The sequence below is a fragment of the Streptomyces sp. NPDC059906 genome, from assembly GCF_042730645.1.
Lineage (GTDB): Bacteria > Actinomycetota > Actinomycetes > Streptomycetales > Streptomycetaceae > Streptomyces > Streptomyces rubrogriseus.
The window spans coordinates 239,692-255,610 of the sequence record NZ_JBHWKU010000004.1; the positions used below are offsets into that span (position 1 = coordinate 239,692).

The 15,919-nt window shown below is 72.4% G+C and carries 11 protein-coding genes and 2 pseudogenes; 9 read left to right on the plus strand and 4 right to left on the minus strand.

What is annotated here, in order from left to right; translation table 11 throughout:
• Nucleotides 1-21 precede the first annotated feature (21 nt).
• Nucleotides 22-345, minus strand: a pseudogene (locus ACFV9J_RS08785) (YceI family protein); the annotation flags it as partial.
• 32 nt (nucleotides 346-377) lie between these two features.
• Between ACFV9J_RS08785 and ACFV9J_RS08790 the strand changes: the two are divergent.
• Nucleotides 378-725: pseudogene (locus tag ACFV9J_RS08790) on the plus strand (transcriptional regulator); the annotation flags it as partial.
• A gap of 92 nt (nucleotides 726-817) precedes the next feature.
• Here ACFV9J_RS08790 and ACFV9J_RS08795 read toward each other — a convergent pair.
• A complete protein-coding gene (locus tag ACFV9J_RS08795; protein WP_385351850.1) occupies nucleotides 818-1,726 on the minus strand; it encodes a carbohydrate kinase in 909 nt (302 codons plus the stop codon).
• Nucleotides 1,723-2,829, minus strand: a complete 1,107-nt coding sequence (locus ACFV9J_RS08800) for a LacI family DNA-binding transcriptional regulator (protein ID WP_385351852.1) — start codon at nucleotides 2,827-2,829, stop codon at nucleotides 1,723-1,725. The genes ACFV9J_RS08795 and ACFV9J_RS08800 overlap by 4 nt, the downstream gene beginning before the upstream one ends.
• A 250-nt stretch (nucleotides 2,830-3,079) precedes the next feature.
• On the opposite strand from ACFV9J_RS08800, the gene ACFV9J_RS08805 reads away from it, so the two are divergent.
• Entirely contained in the window at nucleotides 3,080-3,505 is a 426-nt protein-coding gene (locus ACFV9J_RS08805) for a Rieske (2Fe-2S) protein (protein WP_385351855.1), read from the plus strand.
• Nucleotides 3,506-3,523: 18 nt separating this feature from the next.
• On the opposite strand, the gene ACFV9J_RS08810 is transcribed toward ACFV9J_RS08805, so the two are convergent.
• The gene (locus tag ACFV9J_RS08810) at nucleotides 3,524-4,474 is read right to left on the minus strand and encodes a hypothetical protein (RefSeq protein ID WP_385351858.1); all 951 of its coding nucleotides are present in this window, start codon (nucleotides 4,472-4,474) and stop codon (nucleotides 3,524-3,526) included.
• Between the two features lie 352 nt (nucleotides 4,475-4,826).
• Between ACFV9J_RS08810 and uvrC the strand changes: the two genes are divergently transcribed.
• The 7 genes from uvrC (at nucleotide 4,827) to ACFV9J_RS08845 (ending at nucleotide 15,918) form a co-directional block, all read left to right on the plus strand.
• Entirely contained in the window at nucleotides 4,827-6,998 is a 2,172-nt protein-coding gene (uvrC, locus tag ACFV9J_RS08815; protein WP_385351861.1) for an excinuclease ABC subunit UvrC, read from the plus strand.
• A complete protein-coding gene (rapZ, locus tag ACFV9J_RS08820) occupies nucleotides 6,995-8,038 on the plus strand; it encodes an RNase adapter RapZ (protein WP_385351864.1) in 1,044 nt (347 codons plus the stop codon). The genes uvrC and rapZ overlap by 4 nt, the downstream gene beginning before the upstream one ends.
• A 7-nt stretch (nucleotides 8,039-8,045) precedes the next feature.
• Complete coding sequence (yvcK, locus tag ACFV9J_RS08825) at nucleotides 8,046-9,137, plus strand: uridine diphosphate-N-acetylglucosamine-binding protein YvcK (protein WP_385351867.1); 1,092 nt, start codon at nucleotides 8,046-8,048, stop codon at nucleotides 9,135-9,137.
• Nucleotides 9,128-10,120: a DNA-binding protein WhiA gene (gene whiA / locus ACFV9J_RS08830; protein ID WP_385351871.1), complete on the plus strand. Its 993-nt coding sequence runs from the start codon at nucleotides 9,128-9,130 to the stop codon at nucleotides 10,118-10,120. The genes yvcK and whiA overlap by 10 nt, the downstream gene beginning before the upstream one ends.
• 205 nt (nucleotides 10,121-10,325) lie before the next feature.
• Nucleotides 10,326-13,334, plus strand: a complete 3,009-nt coding sequence (locus tag ACFV9J_RS08835) for a M14 family zinc carboxypeptidase (RefSeq protein WP_385351874.1) — start codon at nucleotides 10,326-10,328, stop codon at nucleotides 13,332-13,334.
• Nucleotides 13,335-13,561: 227 nt separating this feature from the next.
• Nucleotides 13,562-14,572 (plus strand): type I glyceraldehyde-3-phosphate dehydrogenase, encoded by a 1,011-nt coding sequence (gene gap / locus ACFV9J_RS08840; protein ID WP_385351877.1) that lies wholly within the window; start codon nucleotides 13,562-13,564, stop codon nucleotides 14,570-14,572.
• 134 nt (nucleotides 14,573-14,706) lie between these two features.
• Nucleotides 14,707-15,918, plus strand: coding sequence for a phosphoglycerate kinase (locus tag ACFV9J_RS08845; RefSeq protein ID WP_385351880.1), 1,212 nt, complete (start codon nucleotides 14,707-14,709; stop codon nucleotides 15,916-15,918).
• Nucleotide 15,919: the final 1 nt, after the last annotated feature.

The window sequence follows — 15,919 nt, forward strand, 5'->3', positions numbered from 1 at the left end:
GCCGTCCGCGCGGCCGGACACTCAGGCGCCGGCGGGCTCCACGAACCGCATGTCGAGCTGGATCTTCACGACCTCTCCGAACAGCCCCGGCGCGAAGTCCAGGCCGTACTCGCCGCGCCGGATCTCACCCGTCGCCTCGAACCCGGCGTGCCGGCCGGCGCCCTCCATCGGGACGTCCACCAGCCCGCCGAACTCCACGGCCAGCGTCACCGGACGGGGCACGGCGCCGATCGTCAGCTCACCCTCCATGGTCCAGTCCTCGCCCGCCCCCGACACCCGGGTCGAGCGGAAGGCCATCGTCGGCCGCTCCGCCACGTCGAGCAGGTCGGAGGCGCGTACGTGCGCGATTCACCGACGCGCGTGCGCGGGTCGCCCATCCCGACTGGGACCGGGTGGCCGACGACCTGGTCGCCCAGCTCAGGCAAGAGGCTCCGCTGCGGGACCCGTACGTGAACGACCTGGCCGACGAGCTGACGCTGACCGCAGGCGTGGCCTTCACCGACCGGTTCTCCGACCTCGGCGCGGCGGCCCGGCGGGTCGGCACCCAGCTCATGGAGCATCCCGAGGCCGGACCGCTGCGGCTGCTGCACGAGACGCTGACGGTGCCGGAGGAGGGCCAGCGGATCGTCGTGCACCTGCCCGCGGACGATGCCACCGCCGCCGCCCTGGACCGCCTGAACGGCCGCCGTCCCGGTGCCCTGCGGGCCGTACGCCGGGCGGTCTGAAAAAGCCCCACGCCCCATCGGCGCCGGATCGGACCCGGCCCCGGACCCGGCCCCGGCCATCTGAGCCGGTGCCGGCACCCGTCGCGCGCCCGTCAGACGGCGACTTCGTGCGCGTACGGCGGTTCCGCGCCCGCACGGGAACAGGTGACCGCCGCCGCGCGGGCGGCGAAACCCAGCAGCCCCGCCCAGCCGTCCGGTCCCAGAGCGGCCACGGCCGCGTCATCGAGCGCGTCCCGCGCCGCGAGGCCGTGCAGGAGTGCCGCGTTCACCGTGTCGCCCGCCCCGATTGTGTCCACCACCTCGACGCGCTCGCCCGGCACCGTGTACTCGCCCCCGTCCCGGGTGAAGGCCGTCAGTCCGTCGCCGCCCCGGGTGACCACGACCGCGGCCGGTCCCGCCGCGAGCCACTCCCGGGGCGTGCCGCCGAGCCACTCGGCGTCCTCGGCGGACAGCTTCAGCAGTGACACCGACGGCAGCCAGCTCTTGAACCGGGCCCGGTAGGCGTCGGGGTCCGGGATCAGCCCGGCCCGGATGTTCGGGTCCAGCGCGGTGAACAGACCCCGCGCGGCCGTCTCGCGCAACAGTTCCTCGTACGCGCTCGCGCCCGGCTCCAGGACCAGCGAACAGGTCCCGAAGGAGACGGCCCGGGTGCCGGACGGCAGCGCGGCGGGCAGCGCGAACATCCGGTCGGCCGTTCCGTCCACGTAGAAGGAGTACGCGGCCGAGCCGTCCGCGTCGAGCGACGCCACGGCGAGGGTCGTCGGCTCGGCCCCGCGCTGCACCGGGGAGACGTCGACACCGGTCTCGCGCAGCCGGTCGAGCAGCGCCTCGCCGAAGCCGTCGTACGACACCCGCGAGCAGAACGCGACGGGAGAGCCGAGGCGGCCCAGCGCGACGGCCGTGTTGTACGGACCGCCGCCGAGCGCGGGCCGCAGCGCGGCGAGGGCGCCCGTGCCCTGCGGTACCAGGTCGATCAGTGCCTCACCGGCGACGACGATCACGGGAGGGTCCTTTCGTGGGCCTTGGCGTGGGCTTCCCCGGACGGTCCGGCGAGGTGCCCGGACTTCTCGGAGAGCGGTCCGGGCTGCTCGACGCAGCCGCACGAGCCGCGGTGGACAAGGGTGCAGGGCAGTCGCAGGGTCCGCGCGGGCCGGTCCGGCGCGGCGAGGCGGTCGAGGAGCAGGCGGACGGCCTGCGCCCCGATGTCCCTGCTGGGCTGGGCGACCGCGGTGAGCCGGGGGGAGAAGAGGTCGGCCCAGGCGAAGTCGTCGAAGCAGCACAGGGCGAGGTCACCGGGTACCGACAGGCCCCGGTCCCGCAGGGCGCGCAGGGCGCCGATGGTCATCGCGTTGTTGGCGGTGACCAGCGCGGTGGGCGGCACCGCCAGGGACAGCAGGTCCGCCGTGGCCCGTTCGCCGCCCGCCGCCTCGGAGTCGCCGTGGACCAGCAGCCGCTCGTCGAAGGGCAGCCCGGCGGCGGCGAGGCCGTGCCGGTACCCGGTGATCCGCTCGCGGGTCGTGCTGAGGCCGGGCCGGCCCGCGATCAGGCCGATCCGGCGGTGGCCCAGCCCGGCGAGATGGCCCACCAGTCCGGTCGTCGGCTCGGCGCCCTCTGCGCCCACCTGGTCGAAGCGCGGGGCGTCCTCGCCCTTCGGCACGTCCACGATCCGGTCGAGGAACACGGCCGGCACCCGGTGGCGGGTGAGGTAGGCGACGAGCTCCCGGGGCTCGGCGGAGGGCGCGACGATCATGCCGTCCACGCGTCGCTCGTGCAGCAGCCGGACGACTTCGCGCTCGTGCGCGGGGTCGTCGTGCGGATCGGCGATGAGCAGGCTGTATCCGTGTTCCAGGGCACTGGCCTCGACGCCCTGGAGGATCTCCGTGAAGTACGGGTTGCTGATGGCCGACACCGCGAGCCCGATGGAGCGGGTGCGGGAGGTCACCAGGGAGCGGGCGAGGGTGTTCGTGGTGTAGCCCAGTTCCTCGACGGCGTCCAGCACCGCCCGGCGGGTGTGCGGCAGCACCGGACGGGTGTCGTTGAGCACGTGCGAGACGGTCGCCACCGAGACACCGGCACTCCGCGCCACATCGGCCATGGTCGCCACCGGCGTCCCCCCTTCGCTTCGCGTGCGGTCGCGCTGTGGCCGGACCGTACCCCATGGCGCCGGGTCGCGTAAACGCTTGCGCAAGCGTTTACGCGGTCTCCGGCGAAGGCCTCGCCGGCAGCCCTCGCCCCCGGGCCACCCGGCCCCCACAACTGCCCGGGCCGCCGGATATCGTCGCCCTGCACCCGCGCGCTCCCGGCCCTGCACCCGCACACCTCCGGCCCTGCCCGCCCCGACCAGTGGAGATCCCATGCCCGGCCGTCCCGCCCCGAGCCGCCGTACCGTCCTGCGTTCGGCGGCCGCCACGCCCGTCGCCGGGCTCGGCCTGGCCGCCTGCTCCCCGGGCAACGACGGTGCCGCGCCGGCCAGGCCGACCGCGCCCGTGGACCTCGGCGCGGACGGCGACGTCGCCAAGGGCGCGACGAAGCTCTTCCCGGACGGGAACGTGGTGGTCAGCCGGGCCGCGGACGGCTCCCTGAAGGCGTTCAGCACGGTGTGCACGCACGCGGGGTGCCCCATCAAGAAGCTGGAGGGGACCAAGCTCGTCTGCAACTGCCACGGCAGTGAGTTCGACGCCCGTACCGGCGAGGTGCTGCACGCTCCGGCGACCGTGCCGCTCGTCGAACTGCCGGTCTCGGTCGAGCAGGGCCGGATCGTCGCGAGCCCGGGGACCTGACCGGGGACGGGCCGCGTCCTACTCCCAGTCCCAGCCGATCCCCAGCATCCCCGACCTGACCCGCGGCTCCACGAGGTGCACCGAATGGTGCCGGCCGCTGAGCACCAGGTCCTGCCGGCCGCCGCGCGGTGCCGCCGCGGAGTGCTGCGTGAAGCGGTGGCAGCGCGCCGGAAGCGCCGCGGCGTCGAACCGCACCTGGAGCGCGTACTGCCCGCCCGCCGTACCGAACCCGCGGACGTACTCGCGCGACACACCGGCCGTGGCGTCCTCGACGCCGTAGCGGAAGAGATGGGTGTCGCCGGCTCCCAGCCGCGTGTCGAAGAGCAGTTCGGTGACGAGCACACCGGTCTCCTGGTGGGCGCGGACGCGGCCCGTGCGGCAGTTCTCCAGCGCGTGGACGGTCATCCGCGCGGGAACGCATCCCGGATCGCCGTAGTGGACCGCGACGAAGCGGTCCACGCCGTCGCGGTGGGCACGGACGATGAGATGCGACTCGCGTCCCGCCAGCTCACGGCGGGGGCCGATCCGGATCCGTTCGTGGTGCCCCAGGGTGTGCACCCCGCCGTCCGGCGACGGGTACCCCAGTTCGCTCAGCAGCTGGTCCAGGACGCCCGACGCCGCCAGGTGGGCACGGTAGGAGCGGCCCGCGGGCCGTCGCTCCGCCGGTTCCGCGTCGGCCTCGGCGAGCAGGCGTATCAGCGATTCCTCGGGCAGCTGGAGTATCTCCTCCAGGGCCCGCACCGCCCGCAGGGACTCCGGACGCTGCGGACGGCGGGCGCCCTGCTGCCAGTAGCTCAGACTCGTGACGCCCACCTTCACCCCGTGGCGCGACAGGTGGTGCTGCACGCGCTGCAGCGGCAGTCCGCGGGCGGCGATCGCCGCCCGCAGGGCGACGTGGAAGGGACCACCGCGCAGGGCCGAGTCGAGTTGCGCGGTGGCGACGTCCGCGTGTTGTGTGGCGTGCGGCATGCAGGGGCCCTTCTGTGAAGTTCACGGCGGCTGGTCAGGCCGTCGACACGGATCGACCGGGGCCGCCCGCCCCCGCCCGCGACGCAGAGGTCTTCACATCCGTACGCCGCGCTTCAGGGCCCCGAGTCCCCCCGCATTGAAGCGTGTTGGCCTAGTCCCGACAACACCTGGCGCCCGGCCGCCATCCGCTCCTGGCCGAGAACGCACGGGCCCGCGGTCCCGGGGGCCACCCGCCGTGACCGACCGGCCCCGTACCGTCTTCCCCGGCCTCTCCCGCCGGCTGTCCACAGGGGCCCGGACCGTCGTCCACAGGCCCGCCGATGTGTCGGTCCGCGCCAGTAGGGTGTGAGTCATGGCCGACCCCTCCAGCTACCGCCCCAGGCCGGGAGAGATCCCGGACTCCCCGGGGGTGTACAGGTTCCGTGACGAGCACCGCCGGGTGATCTACGTCGGAAAGGCGAAGAGCCTGCGCCAGCGCCTGGCGAACTACTTCCAGGACCTGGCGCACCTGCACCCGCGCACCCGCACCATGGTCACGACCGCCGCGTCCGTGGAATGGACGGTGGTGTCCACCGAGGTCGAGGCGCTGCAGCTGGAGTACTCCTGGATCAAGGAGTACGACCCCCGGTTCAACGTCAAGTACCGCGACGACAAGAGCTACCCGTACCTCGCGGTGACGATGAACGAGGAGTTCCCGCGCGTCCAGGTGATGCGCGGCCAGAAGAAGAAGGGCGTGCGCTACTTCGGGCCGTACGGGCACGCCTGGGCGATCCGCGACACGGTCGACCTCCTGCTGCGCGTCTTCCCGGTGCGCACCTGCTCCGCGGGCGTCTTCAAGAACGCCGCCCGCACCGGCCGCCCCTGTCTGCTCGGCTACATCGGCAAGTGCTCGGCGCCCTGCGTCGGCCGCATCACCCCCGACGACCACTGGGACCTGGCCGACGAGTTCTGCGACTTCATGGCCGGCCGCACCGGTACCTACCTGCGCCGCCTGGAGCGGCAGATGGCCGAGGCGGCCGAGGACATGGAGTACGAGCGGGCGGCGCGCCTGCGGGACGACATCGGGGCGCTCAAGAAGGCCATGGAGAAGAGCGCGGTGGTGCTCGCCGACGCCACCGACGCCGACCTGATCGCCGTCGCCGAGGACGAGCTGGAGGCGGCCGTCCAGATCTTCCACGTACGCGGCGGACGCGTGCGCGGTCAGCGCGGCTGGGTCACCGACAAGGTGGAGGAGATCACCACCGGCGCCCTCGTCGAGCACGCCCTCCAGCAGCTGTACGGCGAGGAGAGGGGAGACGCCGTCCCCAAGGAGGTCCTGGTCCCCGCCCTGCCCGACCCGGTCGAGCCCGTCCAGCAGTGGCTGGCCGAGCGCCGCGGTTCGGGGGTCTCGCTGCGCATCCCGCAGCGCGGCGACAAGAAGGCGCTGATGGAGACCGTCCAGCGCAATGCCCAGCAGGCCCTCGTCCTGCACAAGACCAAGCGCGCCTCCGACCTGACGACGCGCTCGCGCGCGCTGGAGGAGATCGCCGAGTCCCTCGACCTGGACAGCGCACCGCTCAGGATCGAGTGCTACGACATCTCGCACCTCCAGGGCGACGACGTCGTGGCCTCCATGGTCGTCTTCGAGGACGGGCTGGCCCGGAAGAGCGAATACCGGCGGTTCCAGATCAAGGGCTTCGAGGGACAGGACGACGTCCGTTCCATGCACGAGGTCATCACCCGCCGCTTCCGCCGCTATCTCGCCGAGAAGGAGAAGACCGGCGAGTGGGCGGACGGCGAGGGCCTGGCCGACGACGCCGGGCACCCGAACGGCGACGCCGCCCCGGACGGCGGCGCGGCACCCACGGACGGCGGCGCGGCGCCCACGGGCGGGCGGGGGCTCACGGACGGGCAGGCGCTCACGGACGGCCCCGCGCTCAAGGACGACGACGGCCGGCCCAAGCGCTTCGCCTACCCGCCGCAGCTCGTCGTCGTCGACGGAGGGCAGCCGCAGGTCGCGGCCGCCCAGCGGGCACTGGACGAGCTGGGCATCGACGACATCGCCGTGTGCGGTCTCGCCAAGCGCCTGGAGGAGGTCTGGCTGCCCCGCGAGGACGACCCGGTCGTCCTGCCCCGCACCAGCGAGGGCCTCTACCTGCTGCAGCGGGTCCGCGACGAGGCCCACCGCTTCGCGATCACCTACCAGCGCGCCAAACGCGCCAAACGCTTCCGGGCCGGCCCGCTGGACGACGTGCCCGGCCTGGGGGAGACCCGCAAGCAGGCGCTGATCAAGCACTTCGGGTCGGTGAAGAAGCTGCGGTCGGCGACGATCGACCAGATCTGCGAGGTGCCCGGCATAGGCCGCAAGACGGCCGAGACGGTCGCCGTGGCCCTCGCCCGGGCCACCCCGGCCGCGCCCGCCGTGAACACGGCGACCGGAGAGATCATGGATGACGACGACGGGGCACCCGAGACGACGGCGGATGCCCCGGGGGAGCCCGTGTCCGCGGGCACCCCGGACGAACGACGGGGGCAGGAGAGATGACCGAGCACGAGGCACAGCCCGCAGCGGAGCGAGAACAGGCGCGGCCCGCAGCCGGGCGAGAACAGGCGCAGCCCGCGACGGGACGAGAAAAGGCCCAGGGCGCAGCCGAACGGGAACAGACCCGCGACGACGGAGCACAGGTGAGTACGGGCAAGGAAACGGCCGGGGCGCACGAGGCGGCCATCCCCGAGCTGGTGATCATCTCCGGCATGTCCGGGGCCGGCCGCTCGACGGCCGCCAAGTGTCTGGAGGACCTGGGCTGGTTCGTCGTCGACAACCTCCCGCCCGCGCTGATCCCCACCATGGTGGAGCTGGGTGCCCGCTCCCAGGGCAACGTGGCCCGCATCGCGGTGGTCGTCGACGTCCGCGGCCGGCGCTTCTTCGACAATCTGCGCGAGTCCCTCGCGGACCTCGACGCCCGCGGCGTCACTCGTCGGATCGTCTTCCTGGAGTCCTCCGACGACGCCCTGGTGCGCCGCTTCGAGTCGGTGCGCCGCCCGCACCCCCTCCAGGGCGACGGCCGCATCGTCGACGGCATCGCCGCCGAGCGCGAGCTGCTGCGGGAGCTGCGCGGCGACGCCGACCTGGTGATCGACACCTCCAGCCTCAACGTGCACGAGCTGCGCGCCAAGATGGACGCCCAGTTCGCCGGTGACCAGGAGCCCGAGCTGCGGGCCACGGTGATGTCCTTCGGCTTCAAGTACGGCCTCCCGGTCGACGCCGACCTCGTCGTCGACATGCGCTTCCTGCCCAACCCGCACTGGGTCCCGGAGCTGCGCCCCTTCACCGGCCAGAGCGAGGAGGTGTCGAGCTACGTCCTCAACCAGCCCGGGGCCAAGGAGTTCCTCGACCGCTATGCCGAGCTGCTCCAGCTGATCGCCGCGGGCTACCGTCGGGAGGGCAAGCGCTATGTGACCGTCGCCGTCGGCTGCACCGGCGGCAAGCACCGGTCCGTGGCCATGTCGGAGAAGCTCGCCGCCCGGCTCGCCGCCGAGGGCGTGGAGACGGTGGTCGTCCACCGGGACATGGGACGGGAATGACAGGGGAATGACAGGACGTACTCCGCGGCTGAGCAGGCTGCGCCGGGTGGTGCCCGAGGGACGCGGTGGCAGACCCGCCGATGCCCGCGCCCCCCGGCCCGAACAGGCGCGCGGCGGCAAGCCGCGCCGCCGGGGCGCCCAGCCCAAGGTCGTCGCCCTCGGCGGCGGCATGGGCCTGTCCGCCTCGCTCGCCGCGCTGCGCCGGATCACCGGCGACCTCACCGCGGTCGTCACCGTCGCCGACGACGGCGGCTCCAGCGGGCGGCTGCGCGACGAGCTGGGCGTCCTGCCGCCCGGCGACCTGCGCAAGGCGCTGGCCGCGCTGTGCGGCGACGACGACTGGGGCCAGACCTGGGCCCGCGTCATCCAGCACCGCTTCCAGTCCCAGGGCGACCTGCACGAACACGCGGTCGGCAACCTGCTGATCGTCGCCCTGTGGGAGCAGCTCGGCGACCACGTCCAGGCGCTGGACCTGGTGGGCAAGCTGCTCGGCGCACACGGCCGGGTGCTGCCCATGTCCGCCGTCCCGCTGGAGCTCCAGGCCCTGGTCAGGGGCCACGCCCCGGAGCGGCCGGACGAGGTGGACACCGTACGGGGGCAGGCGACCGTGGCGCTCACGCCCGGTGAGGTGCAGTCCGTGCACCTGGTGCCCAGCGACCCGCCCGCCGTCCCCGAGGCGGTCGACGCCGTCCTGGACGCCGACTGGGTGGTGCTGGGCCCCGGCTCCTGGTTCTCCTCGGTCATCCCGCACCTGCTCGTGCCGGATCTGCTGGACGCGCTGGTCGAGACGAAGGCGCGCCGGGTGCTCTCGCTGAACCTCGCCCCCCAGCCCGGAGAAACTGAGGGCTTCTCCCCGCAGCGTCATTTGGAGGTTTTGGGACGACACGCCCCTAAACTCGCCCTGGACGTGGTGCTGGCCGACGAGGCCGCCGTGCCCGACCGTGACTCGCTCACCGACGCCGCGAAACGGTTCGGTGCCGCGGTCGAGCTGGCTCCGGTCGCCCGGACCGACGGGACCCCGAGGCACGACCCGGAGCTGCTGGCCGCCGCGTACGACCGTATTTTTCGGATGCATGGAAGGATCGGCCCATGGCGATGACGGCAGCGGTGAAGAGCGAGATCTCCCAGCTCCCCGTCACCCGGACCTGCTGCAGAAAGGCGGAGGTCTCCGCCGTCCTGCGGTTCGCCGGCGGCCTCCACCTGGTGAGCGGACGCATCGTGATCGAGGCGGAGCTGGACACCGGGAACGCGGCCCGTCGGCTCAAGCGGGACATCCTGGAGATCTTCGGGCACAGCTCGGAGCTGATCGTGATGGCGCCGGGCGGGCTGCGCCGCGGTTCGCGTTTCGTGGTCCGGGTGGTCGCGGGCGGTGACCAGCTGGCCCGGCAGACCGGTCTGGTGGACGGCCGGGGCCGCCCGATCCGGGGCCTGCCGCCGCAGGTGGTCTCGGGGGCCACCTGCGACGCCGAGGCGGCCTGGCGCGGGGCCTTCCTGGCGCACGGCTCGCTCACCGAGCCCGGCCGCTCCTCCTCCCTGGAGGTGACCTGCCCGGGACCCGAGGCGGCGCTCGCCCTGGTCGGCGCCGCCCGCCGGCTGTCGATCCCGGCCAAGGCCCGCGAGGTGCGCGGCGTGGACCGGGTCGTGGTCCGCGACGGCGACGGGATCGGCGCCCTGCTCACCCGGCTCGGCGCCCACGACTCGGTGCTGGCCTGGGAGGAGCGCAGGCTGCGGCGCGAGGTCCGCGCCACCGCCAACCGGCTCGCCAACTTCGACGACGCCAACCTGCGCCGCTCCGCCCGCGCGGCCGTCGCCGCCGGTGCCCGGGTGCAGCGCGCCCTGGAGATCCTCGCCGACGACGTGCCCGAGCACCTCGCCGCGGCGGGCCGGCTGCGCATGGAGCACAAGCAGGCCTCCCTGGAGGAGCTGGGCGCCCTCGCCGACCCGCCGCTGACCAAGGACGCCGTCGCCGGACGCATCCGCCGCCTGCTGGCCATGGCCGACAAGCGGGCCTCGGACCTCGGCATCGCCGGTACGGACGCCAACCTCGGCGAGGAGGAGCTGGCCGACAACCTCGTCGGCTGACCGGACGCGCACCTGTGCCTGGTGCCCCAGGGCCGCACGGAGCGCGGACAACGAGCCGGTGCCGGCGCCCACTTGGGTGACCGGTACCGGCTTTCGCGTGTCCTTGCCGCACTCTTGACTCGATCATGAGCTGTCATGAGCCTGGCATCTGTTCGCCGCTGTGGCGAACCCAGGCCTGTCGGACAGGCCCCATCTAGGGGGGTTCATGAGACGAAGAGCGAGATCGATCCTCGCTGTCGGCGCGCTCCTGATCGGCGGAGCGAGCTTCGCGCCCATCGCCCAGGCACAACCCGCGGACCCGGGGACCCCGGACGCGAACGAAGTGAAGGTCTTCCGCGCCGACGTCACCAAGGAGCAGGTACCCCTGCTGCTGGCGACCGGCCAGGACGGCCACGAACTCGGCGAGCAGGTACCCGACCGGGGAACCGCCGCCGTCGAGCTGTACCTCACCGAGAAGCAGGCCGGCACGCTGCAGAAGCAGGGCGTCGACCTCACCGAGCACACCCTGTCCGCCCAGGCCGAGAAGCGGGTCGAGAGCGCCGCCGACGGTGTCTTCCGCCCGTACAGCGGCAGCGGCGGCCTGCGCGAGGAGATCCTGCGCACCGCCCAGGAGAACCCCGGTCTCACCAAGGTCGTCTCCATCGGCAAGACGGTCAACGGCCAGGACATCCTGGCGCTCAAGCTCACCAGGCACGCGAAGAAGTCGAGGGACGGCTCCAAGCCGTCCGTCCTCTACATGTCCAACCAGCACGCGCGCGAGTGGATCACCCCGGAGATGACCCGGCGGCTGATGCACCACTACCTGGACAACTACAAGAAGGACCGGCGGATCAGGAAGATCGTCGACTCCACCGAGCTGTGGTTCGTCCTGTCGGCCAACCCCGACGGCTACGACTACACCTTCGAGAGCACCGACAACCGCCTCTGGCGCAAGAACCTGCGCGACGTCAACGGCGACGGCACCATCAGCACCGGCGACGGCGTCGACCTCAACCGCAACTTCGCCTACAAGTGGGGCTACGACGACGAGGGCTCGTCCCCCAACCCCACCAGCGAGACCTACCGCGGCGCGAGCCCCGGCTCCGAGCCCGAGACCAAGGCGCTGGACGCCTTCCAGAAGCGCATCGGCTTCACCTACGGCATCAACTACCACTCCGCCGCCGAACTCCTCCTCTACGGCGTCGGCTGGCAGGTGGCCACCAACACCCCGGACGACGTCCTCTACAAGGCGCTGGCCGGCACCCCCGACAACTCCGCGATCCCCGGCTACCACCCGCAGGTCTCCTCGGAGCTGTACACCACCAACGGCGAGGCCGACGGGCACGCGGCCAACGTCAACGGCATGGCGATGTTCACCCCGGAGATGTCGACCTGCAAGACGGCCTCCGACGTGGACCCCGACGACCAGTGGAACGCGCGCGACTGCCAGTCCGGCTTCAACTTCCCCGACGACGAGAAGCTGATCCAGCAGGAGTTCGCCAAGAACGTCCCGTTCGCGCTCTCCGTCGCCGAGAGCGCCGCCCACCCCGACCGTCCGTCCTCCTCGGTCGGCCTGGACGCCGCCGACTTCACCCCCGCCCCCTTCACCACCTCCTACGCGCGAGGCGCCGACCAGGAGGTCTCCGTCGTCGTCCGCAAGTCCGTGCGCGACAAGGAGCTGAAGTACCGCGTCAACGGCGGACGCACGCACGACGCGACGCTGCGGCCCTGGCGGGGCGGCGAGACGTACGGCGGCGAGGACAACCTCTACTTCGACGAGTACCGGGCCAAGGTCAGGGGCGCCGACCCCGGCGACCGCGTCGAGGTCTGGTTCACCGGCCGGACGCCGCGCGGCACCCACGACGGCCACGACCGGCACGGAGAAAACGGAGAAAGCGGCAGGCACGGCAAGCGCACCGAGAGCGAGCACTTCACCTACACGGTCGCCGAGCGGCCCCGCGCCGACGTCCTCGTCGTCGCCGAGGAGGGCGCGAAGGCCACGCAGACCCGGACGTACGTGGACGCGCTCAAGGCCGACGGCCGACGCGCCGCCGTCTGGGACGTCGCCACGCAGGGCGCCCCCGACGCGCTCGGCGTCCTCGGCCACTTCGACACGGTCGTCCACTACACGGGCGCCGCGGTGCCCGGCAACGCCACCCAGCTCCAGCTGCGCGCCTTCCTCAACGAGGGCGGCAAGCTGATCGAGGCCGGAGAACAGGCCGGCGGCGACGTCGACCTCGGCGGCGGCACCCTCTCCGACGACTTCAGCCAGTACTACCTGGGCGCCTACACCCGCACCGCCACCTCCGGCGCCACCGGGTTCACCGGCTCCGGCAAGCTCGACAAGACCGACGGCGCCCTCGGCGACGCCCCCGGCAACCCGCTGGACGCCGCCGGCGCGTACAGCGTGACCTCCGACGAGCTGGACCCCGGCACCTACCCGCAGTTCGCGAGCGCGGGCGCCGGGAAGTTCGCCGGGACGGTCAACCCGTACGGTCCCTACGCGGGGGAGTGGATGGCCGCCGCCGTCCACACCGACAACGCCTACAAGCGCCTCACCCGCACCGTCGACCTCACCGGAGTCACCGCCTCCGAGCGCCCCACACTCCGCACCCAGCTGCTGTGGGACACCGAGCGCGGCTACGACCACGCCCTGGTCGAGGCGCACACCACCGGCGCCGACGACTGGACCACGCTGCCCGAGGCGAACGGCGCCACCGGCACGGCCGTACCCGCCGAGTGCGCGGCCGGGTTCTACCTGGCCGGGCACCCCTGGCTGGAGCACTACCTGACCCTGTCCGACGAGGGCTGCACCCCGGCCGGCACCACCGGGCAGTGGAACAGCCTCACCGGCTCCTCCGGCGGCTGGAAGCAGGTCGAGTTCGACCTGAGCGCCTACGCCGGGAAGTCCGTGGAGCTGTCGATCGCCTACGTCACCGACCCCGGCAGCGGCGGCCGCGGCGTCCTCGCCGACGAGGCCTCCCTGGTCGTCGACGGCGCGGCGACGCAGACCGAGGGCTTCGAGACCTCGCTGGGAGCCTGGCAGGTGTCCGGCCCGCCCGCGGGCAGCCCCGCCGTCCTGAAGGACTGGACCCGCACCGGGACCCTGTTCCAGACCTACGGCGCCATCACCACGGACGACACCGTGCTGCTCGGCTTCGGCCTGGAGCACCTCGCCGAACCGGCCGCCCGCGCGGCACTGGTCCGGCAGGCGCTGCGCGCCCTGGACGAGTGAATCCCGGTGTGCGAGGGACTGACCCGGTGTAACCAAAACGGGTGATCGGTCCCCGTCGCCCAGGGCGGTCCGCACCCCTACTGGCGGGTACGGACCGCCCTGCCGGGTATGGGGCGTCTCGATGTCACCCCCGAGGCCCCGGAGAGGTAGGGTCGGAGGTGGTCGGGGACATCCCAAATACAGCTCGCCGGCACATCGGGCCGGCGTACCAACGAGGAGATCGGTTCGTGACGATCCGCGTAGGCATCAACGGCTTTGGCCGCATCGGTCGTAACTACTTCCGCGCGCTGCTGGAGCAGGGTGCGGACATCGAGATCGTGGCTGTCAACGACCTGGGTGACACCGCGACCACCGCCCACCTGCTGAAGTACGACACCATCCTCGGCCGCCTCAAGCAGGAGGTCACGCACACCGAGGACACCATCACCGTCGGCGGCAAGACCATCAAGGTCCTCTCCGAGCGCAACCCGGCCGACATCCCGTGGGGCGAGCTGGGCGTCGACATCGTGATCGAGTCGACCGGCATCTTCACGAAGAAGGCCGACGCGGAGAAGCACATCGCCGGCGGCGCGAAGAAGGTCCTCATCTCGGCCCCGGCCAAGGACGAGGACATCACCATCGTGATGGGCGTCAACCAGGACAAGTACGACCCGGCCGGCCACCACGTCATCTCCAACGCCTCCTGCACCACCAACTGTGTGGCGCCGATGGCCAAGGTCCTCGACGAGAACTTCGGCATCGTCAAGGGCCTGATGACGACGGTCCACGCGTACACCAACGACCAGCGCATCCTGGACTTCCCGCACAAGGACCTGCGCCGCGCCCGTGCCGCCGCGGAGAACATCATCCCGACCACCACGGGCGCCGCCAAGGCCACCGCGCTGGTCCTGCCGCAGCTCAAGGGCAAGCTCGACGGCATCGCGATGCGCGTCCCGGTCCCGACCGGCTCGGCCACCGACCTGGTCGTGGAGCTCCAGCGCGAGGTCACCAAGGACGAGGTCAACGCCGCGTTCAAGAAGGCCGCCGACGACGGCGACCTCAAGGGCATCCTGTTCTACACCGAGGACGCGATCGTCTCCTCGGACATCACGGGCGACCCGGCCTCCTGCACCTTCGACTCCTCCCTGACCATGGTCCAGGAGGGCAAGTCGGTGAAGATCCTCGGCTGGTACGACAACGAGTGGGGCTACTCGAACCGCCTCGTCGACCTCACGGTCTTCGTCGGCAACCAGCTCTGATCGACTTCAGCAAGGCACCTCGATGCGGTAGCAGGGCTCGGACAGCGCAAGGTCGCGCTGCCCGGGCCCTGCGTCGCGTCCGCCGCCACCAGCCCTCGTAGGATCACGAGCGATCCGAGAACCCAGGAGCCCTCTTGAAGACGATCGACGAACTGCTCTCCGAAGGCGTCGCGGGCAAGCGCGTCTTCGTCCGCGCCGACCTGAACGTCCCGCTGGACGGCACCACCATCACCGACGACGGCCGCATCCGCGCGGTAGTGCCCACCGTCAAGGCGCTGGCCGACGCGGGCGCCCGCGTGATCGTCGCCTCGCACCTGGGCCGCCCCAAGGGCGCCCCGGACCCCGCCTTCTCCCTCGCCCCGGCCGCCGCCCGCCTCGGTGAACTGCTCGGCGCCGACGTCGCCTTCGCCGAGGACACGGTCGGCACCTCCGCCGAGGCCGCCGTCTCCGGCCTCGCCGACGGCGGTGTCGCCGTCATCGAGAACCTGCGCTTCAACGCGGGCGAGACCAGCAAGGACGACGCCGAGCGCGCCGCCTTCGCCGACCGGCTGGCCGGCCTCGCGGACGTCTACGTCGGCGACGGCTTCGGCGCCGTGCACCGCAAGCACGCCTCCGTCTTCGACCTGCCGAAGCGGCTCCCGCACTACGCCGGGTACCTCATCGCCACCGAGGTCGGCGTCCTCAAGAAGCTCACCGACGAGGTCAAGCGCCCCTACGTCGTCGCCCTCGGCGGCGCCAAGGTCTCCGACAAGCTCGCCGTCATCGACGAACTGCTCGGCAGGGCCGACCGGATCCTCATCGGCGGCGGCATGGCGTACACCTTCCTCAAGGCCAAGGGGTACGAGGTCGGCATCTCCCTGCTCCAGGAGGACCAGATCCCGGCGGTCAGGGAGTACATGGAGCGCGCCGAGAAGAACGGCGTCGAGCTGGTCCTGCCCGTCGACGTCGTCGCCGGGCCCGAGTTCCCGGACCTGAAGACCAAGGCTCCGGCCAACGCCACCACCGTCGCCGCGGACGCCGTCCCGGCGGACCGGATGGGCCTGGACATCGGCCCCGAGTCCGGCAATCTGTACGCGTCCAAGCTCGCCGACGCCGGCACCGTCTTCTGGAACGGTCCCATGGGCGTCTTCGAGCACCCCGACTACGCCGAGGGCACCAAAGCGGTCGCCCAGGCCCTCGTCGACGCCCCGGGCTTCACCGTGGTCGGCGGCGGCGACTCCGCCGCGGCCGTGCGCACGCTCGGCTTCGACGAGAACGCATTCGGCCACATCTCGACCGGCGGCGGCGCCTCCCTCGAATACCTCGAGGGCAAGACGCTCCCCGGCCTCGCCGCACTGGAGGACTGAC

Coding starts and splice junctions, on each gene's coding strand:
- rapZ (WP_385351864.1), top strand. CDS start 6,995: ATGACCGAGCACGAGGCACAGCCCGCAGCGGAGCGAGAACAGGCGCGG.
- uvrC (WP_385351861.1), top strand. CDS start 4,827: ATGGCCGACCCCTCCAGCTACCGCCCCAGGCCGGGAGAGATCCCGGAC.
- ACFV9J_RS08835 (WP_385351874.1), top strand. CDS start 10,326: ATGAGACGAAGAGCGAGATCGATCCTCGCTGTCGGCGCGCTCCTGATC.
- whiA (WP_385351871.1), top strand. CDS start 9,128: ATGGCGATGACGGCAGCGGTGAAGAGCGAGATCTCCCAGCTCCCCGTC.
- ACFV9J_RS08805 (WP_385351855.1), top strand. CDS start 3,080: ATGCCCGGCCGTCCCGCCCCGAGCCGCCGTACCGTCCTGCGTTCGGCG.
- ACFV9J_RS08810 (WP_385351858.1), bottom strand. CDS start 4,474: ATGCCGCACGCCACACAACACGCGGACGTCGCCACCGCGCAACTCGAC.
- yvcK (WP_385351867.1), top strand. CDS start 8,046: ATGACAGGACGTACTCCGCGGCTGAGCAGGCTGCGCCGGGTGGTGCCC.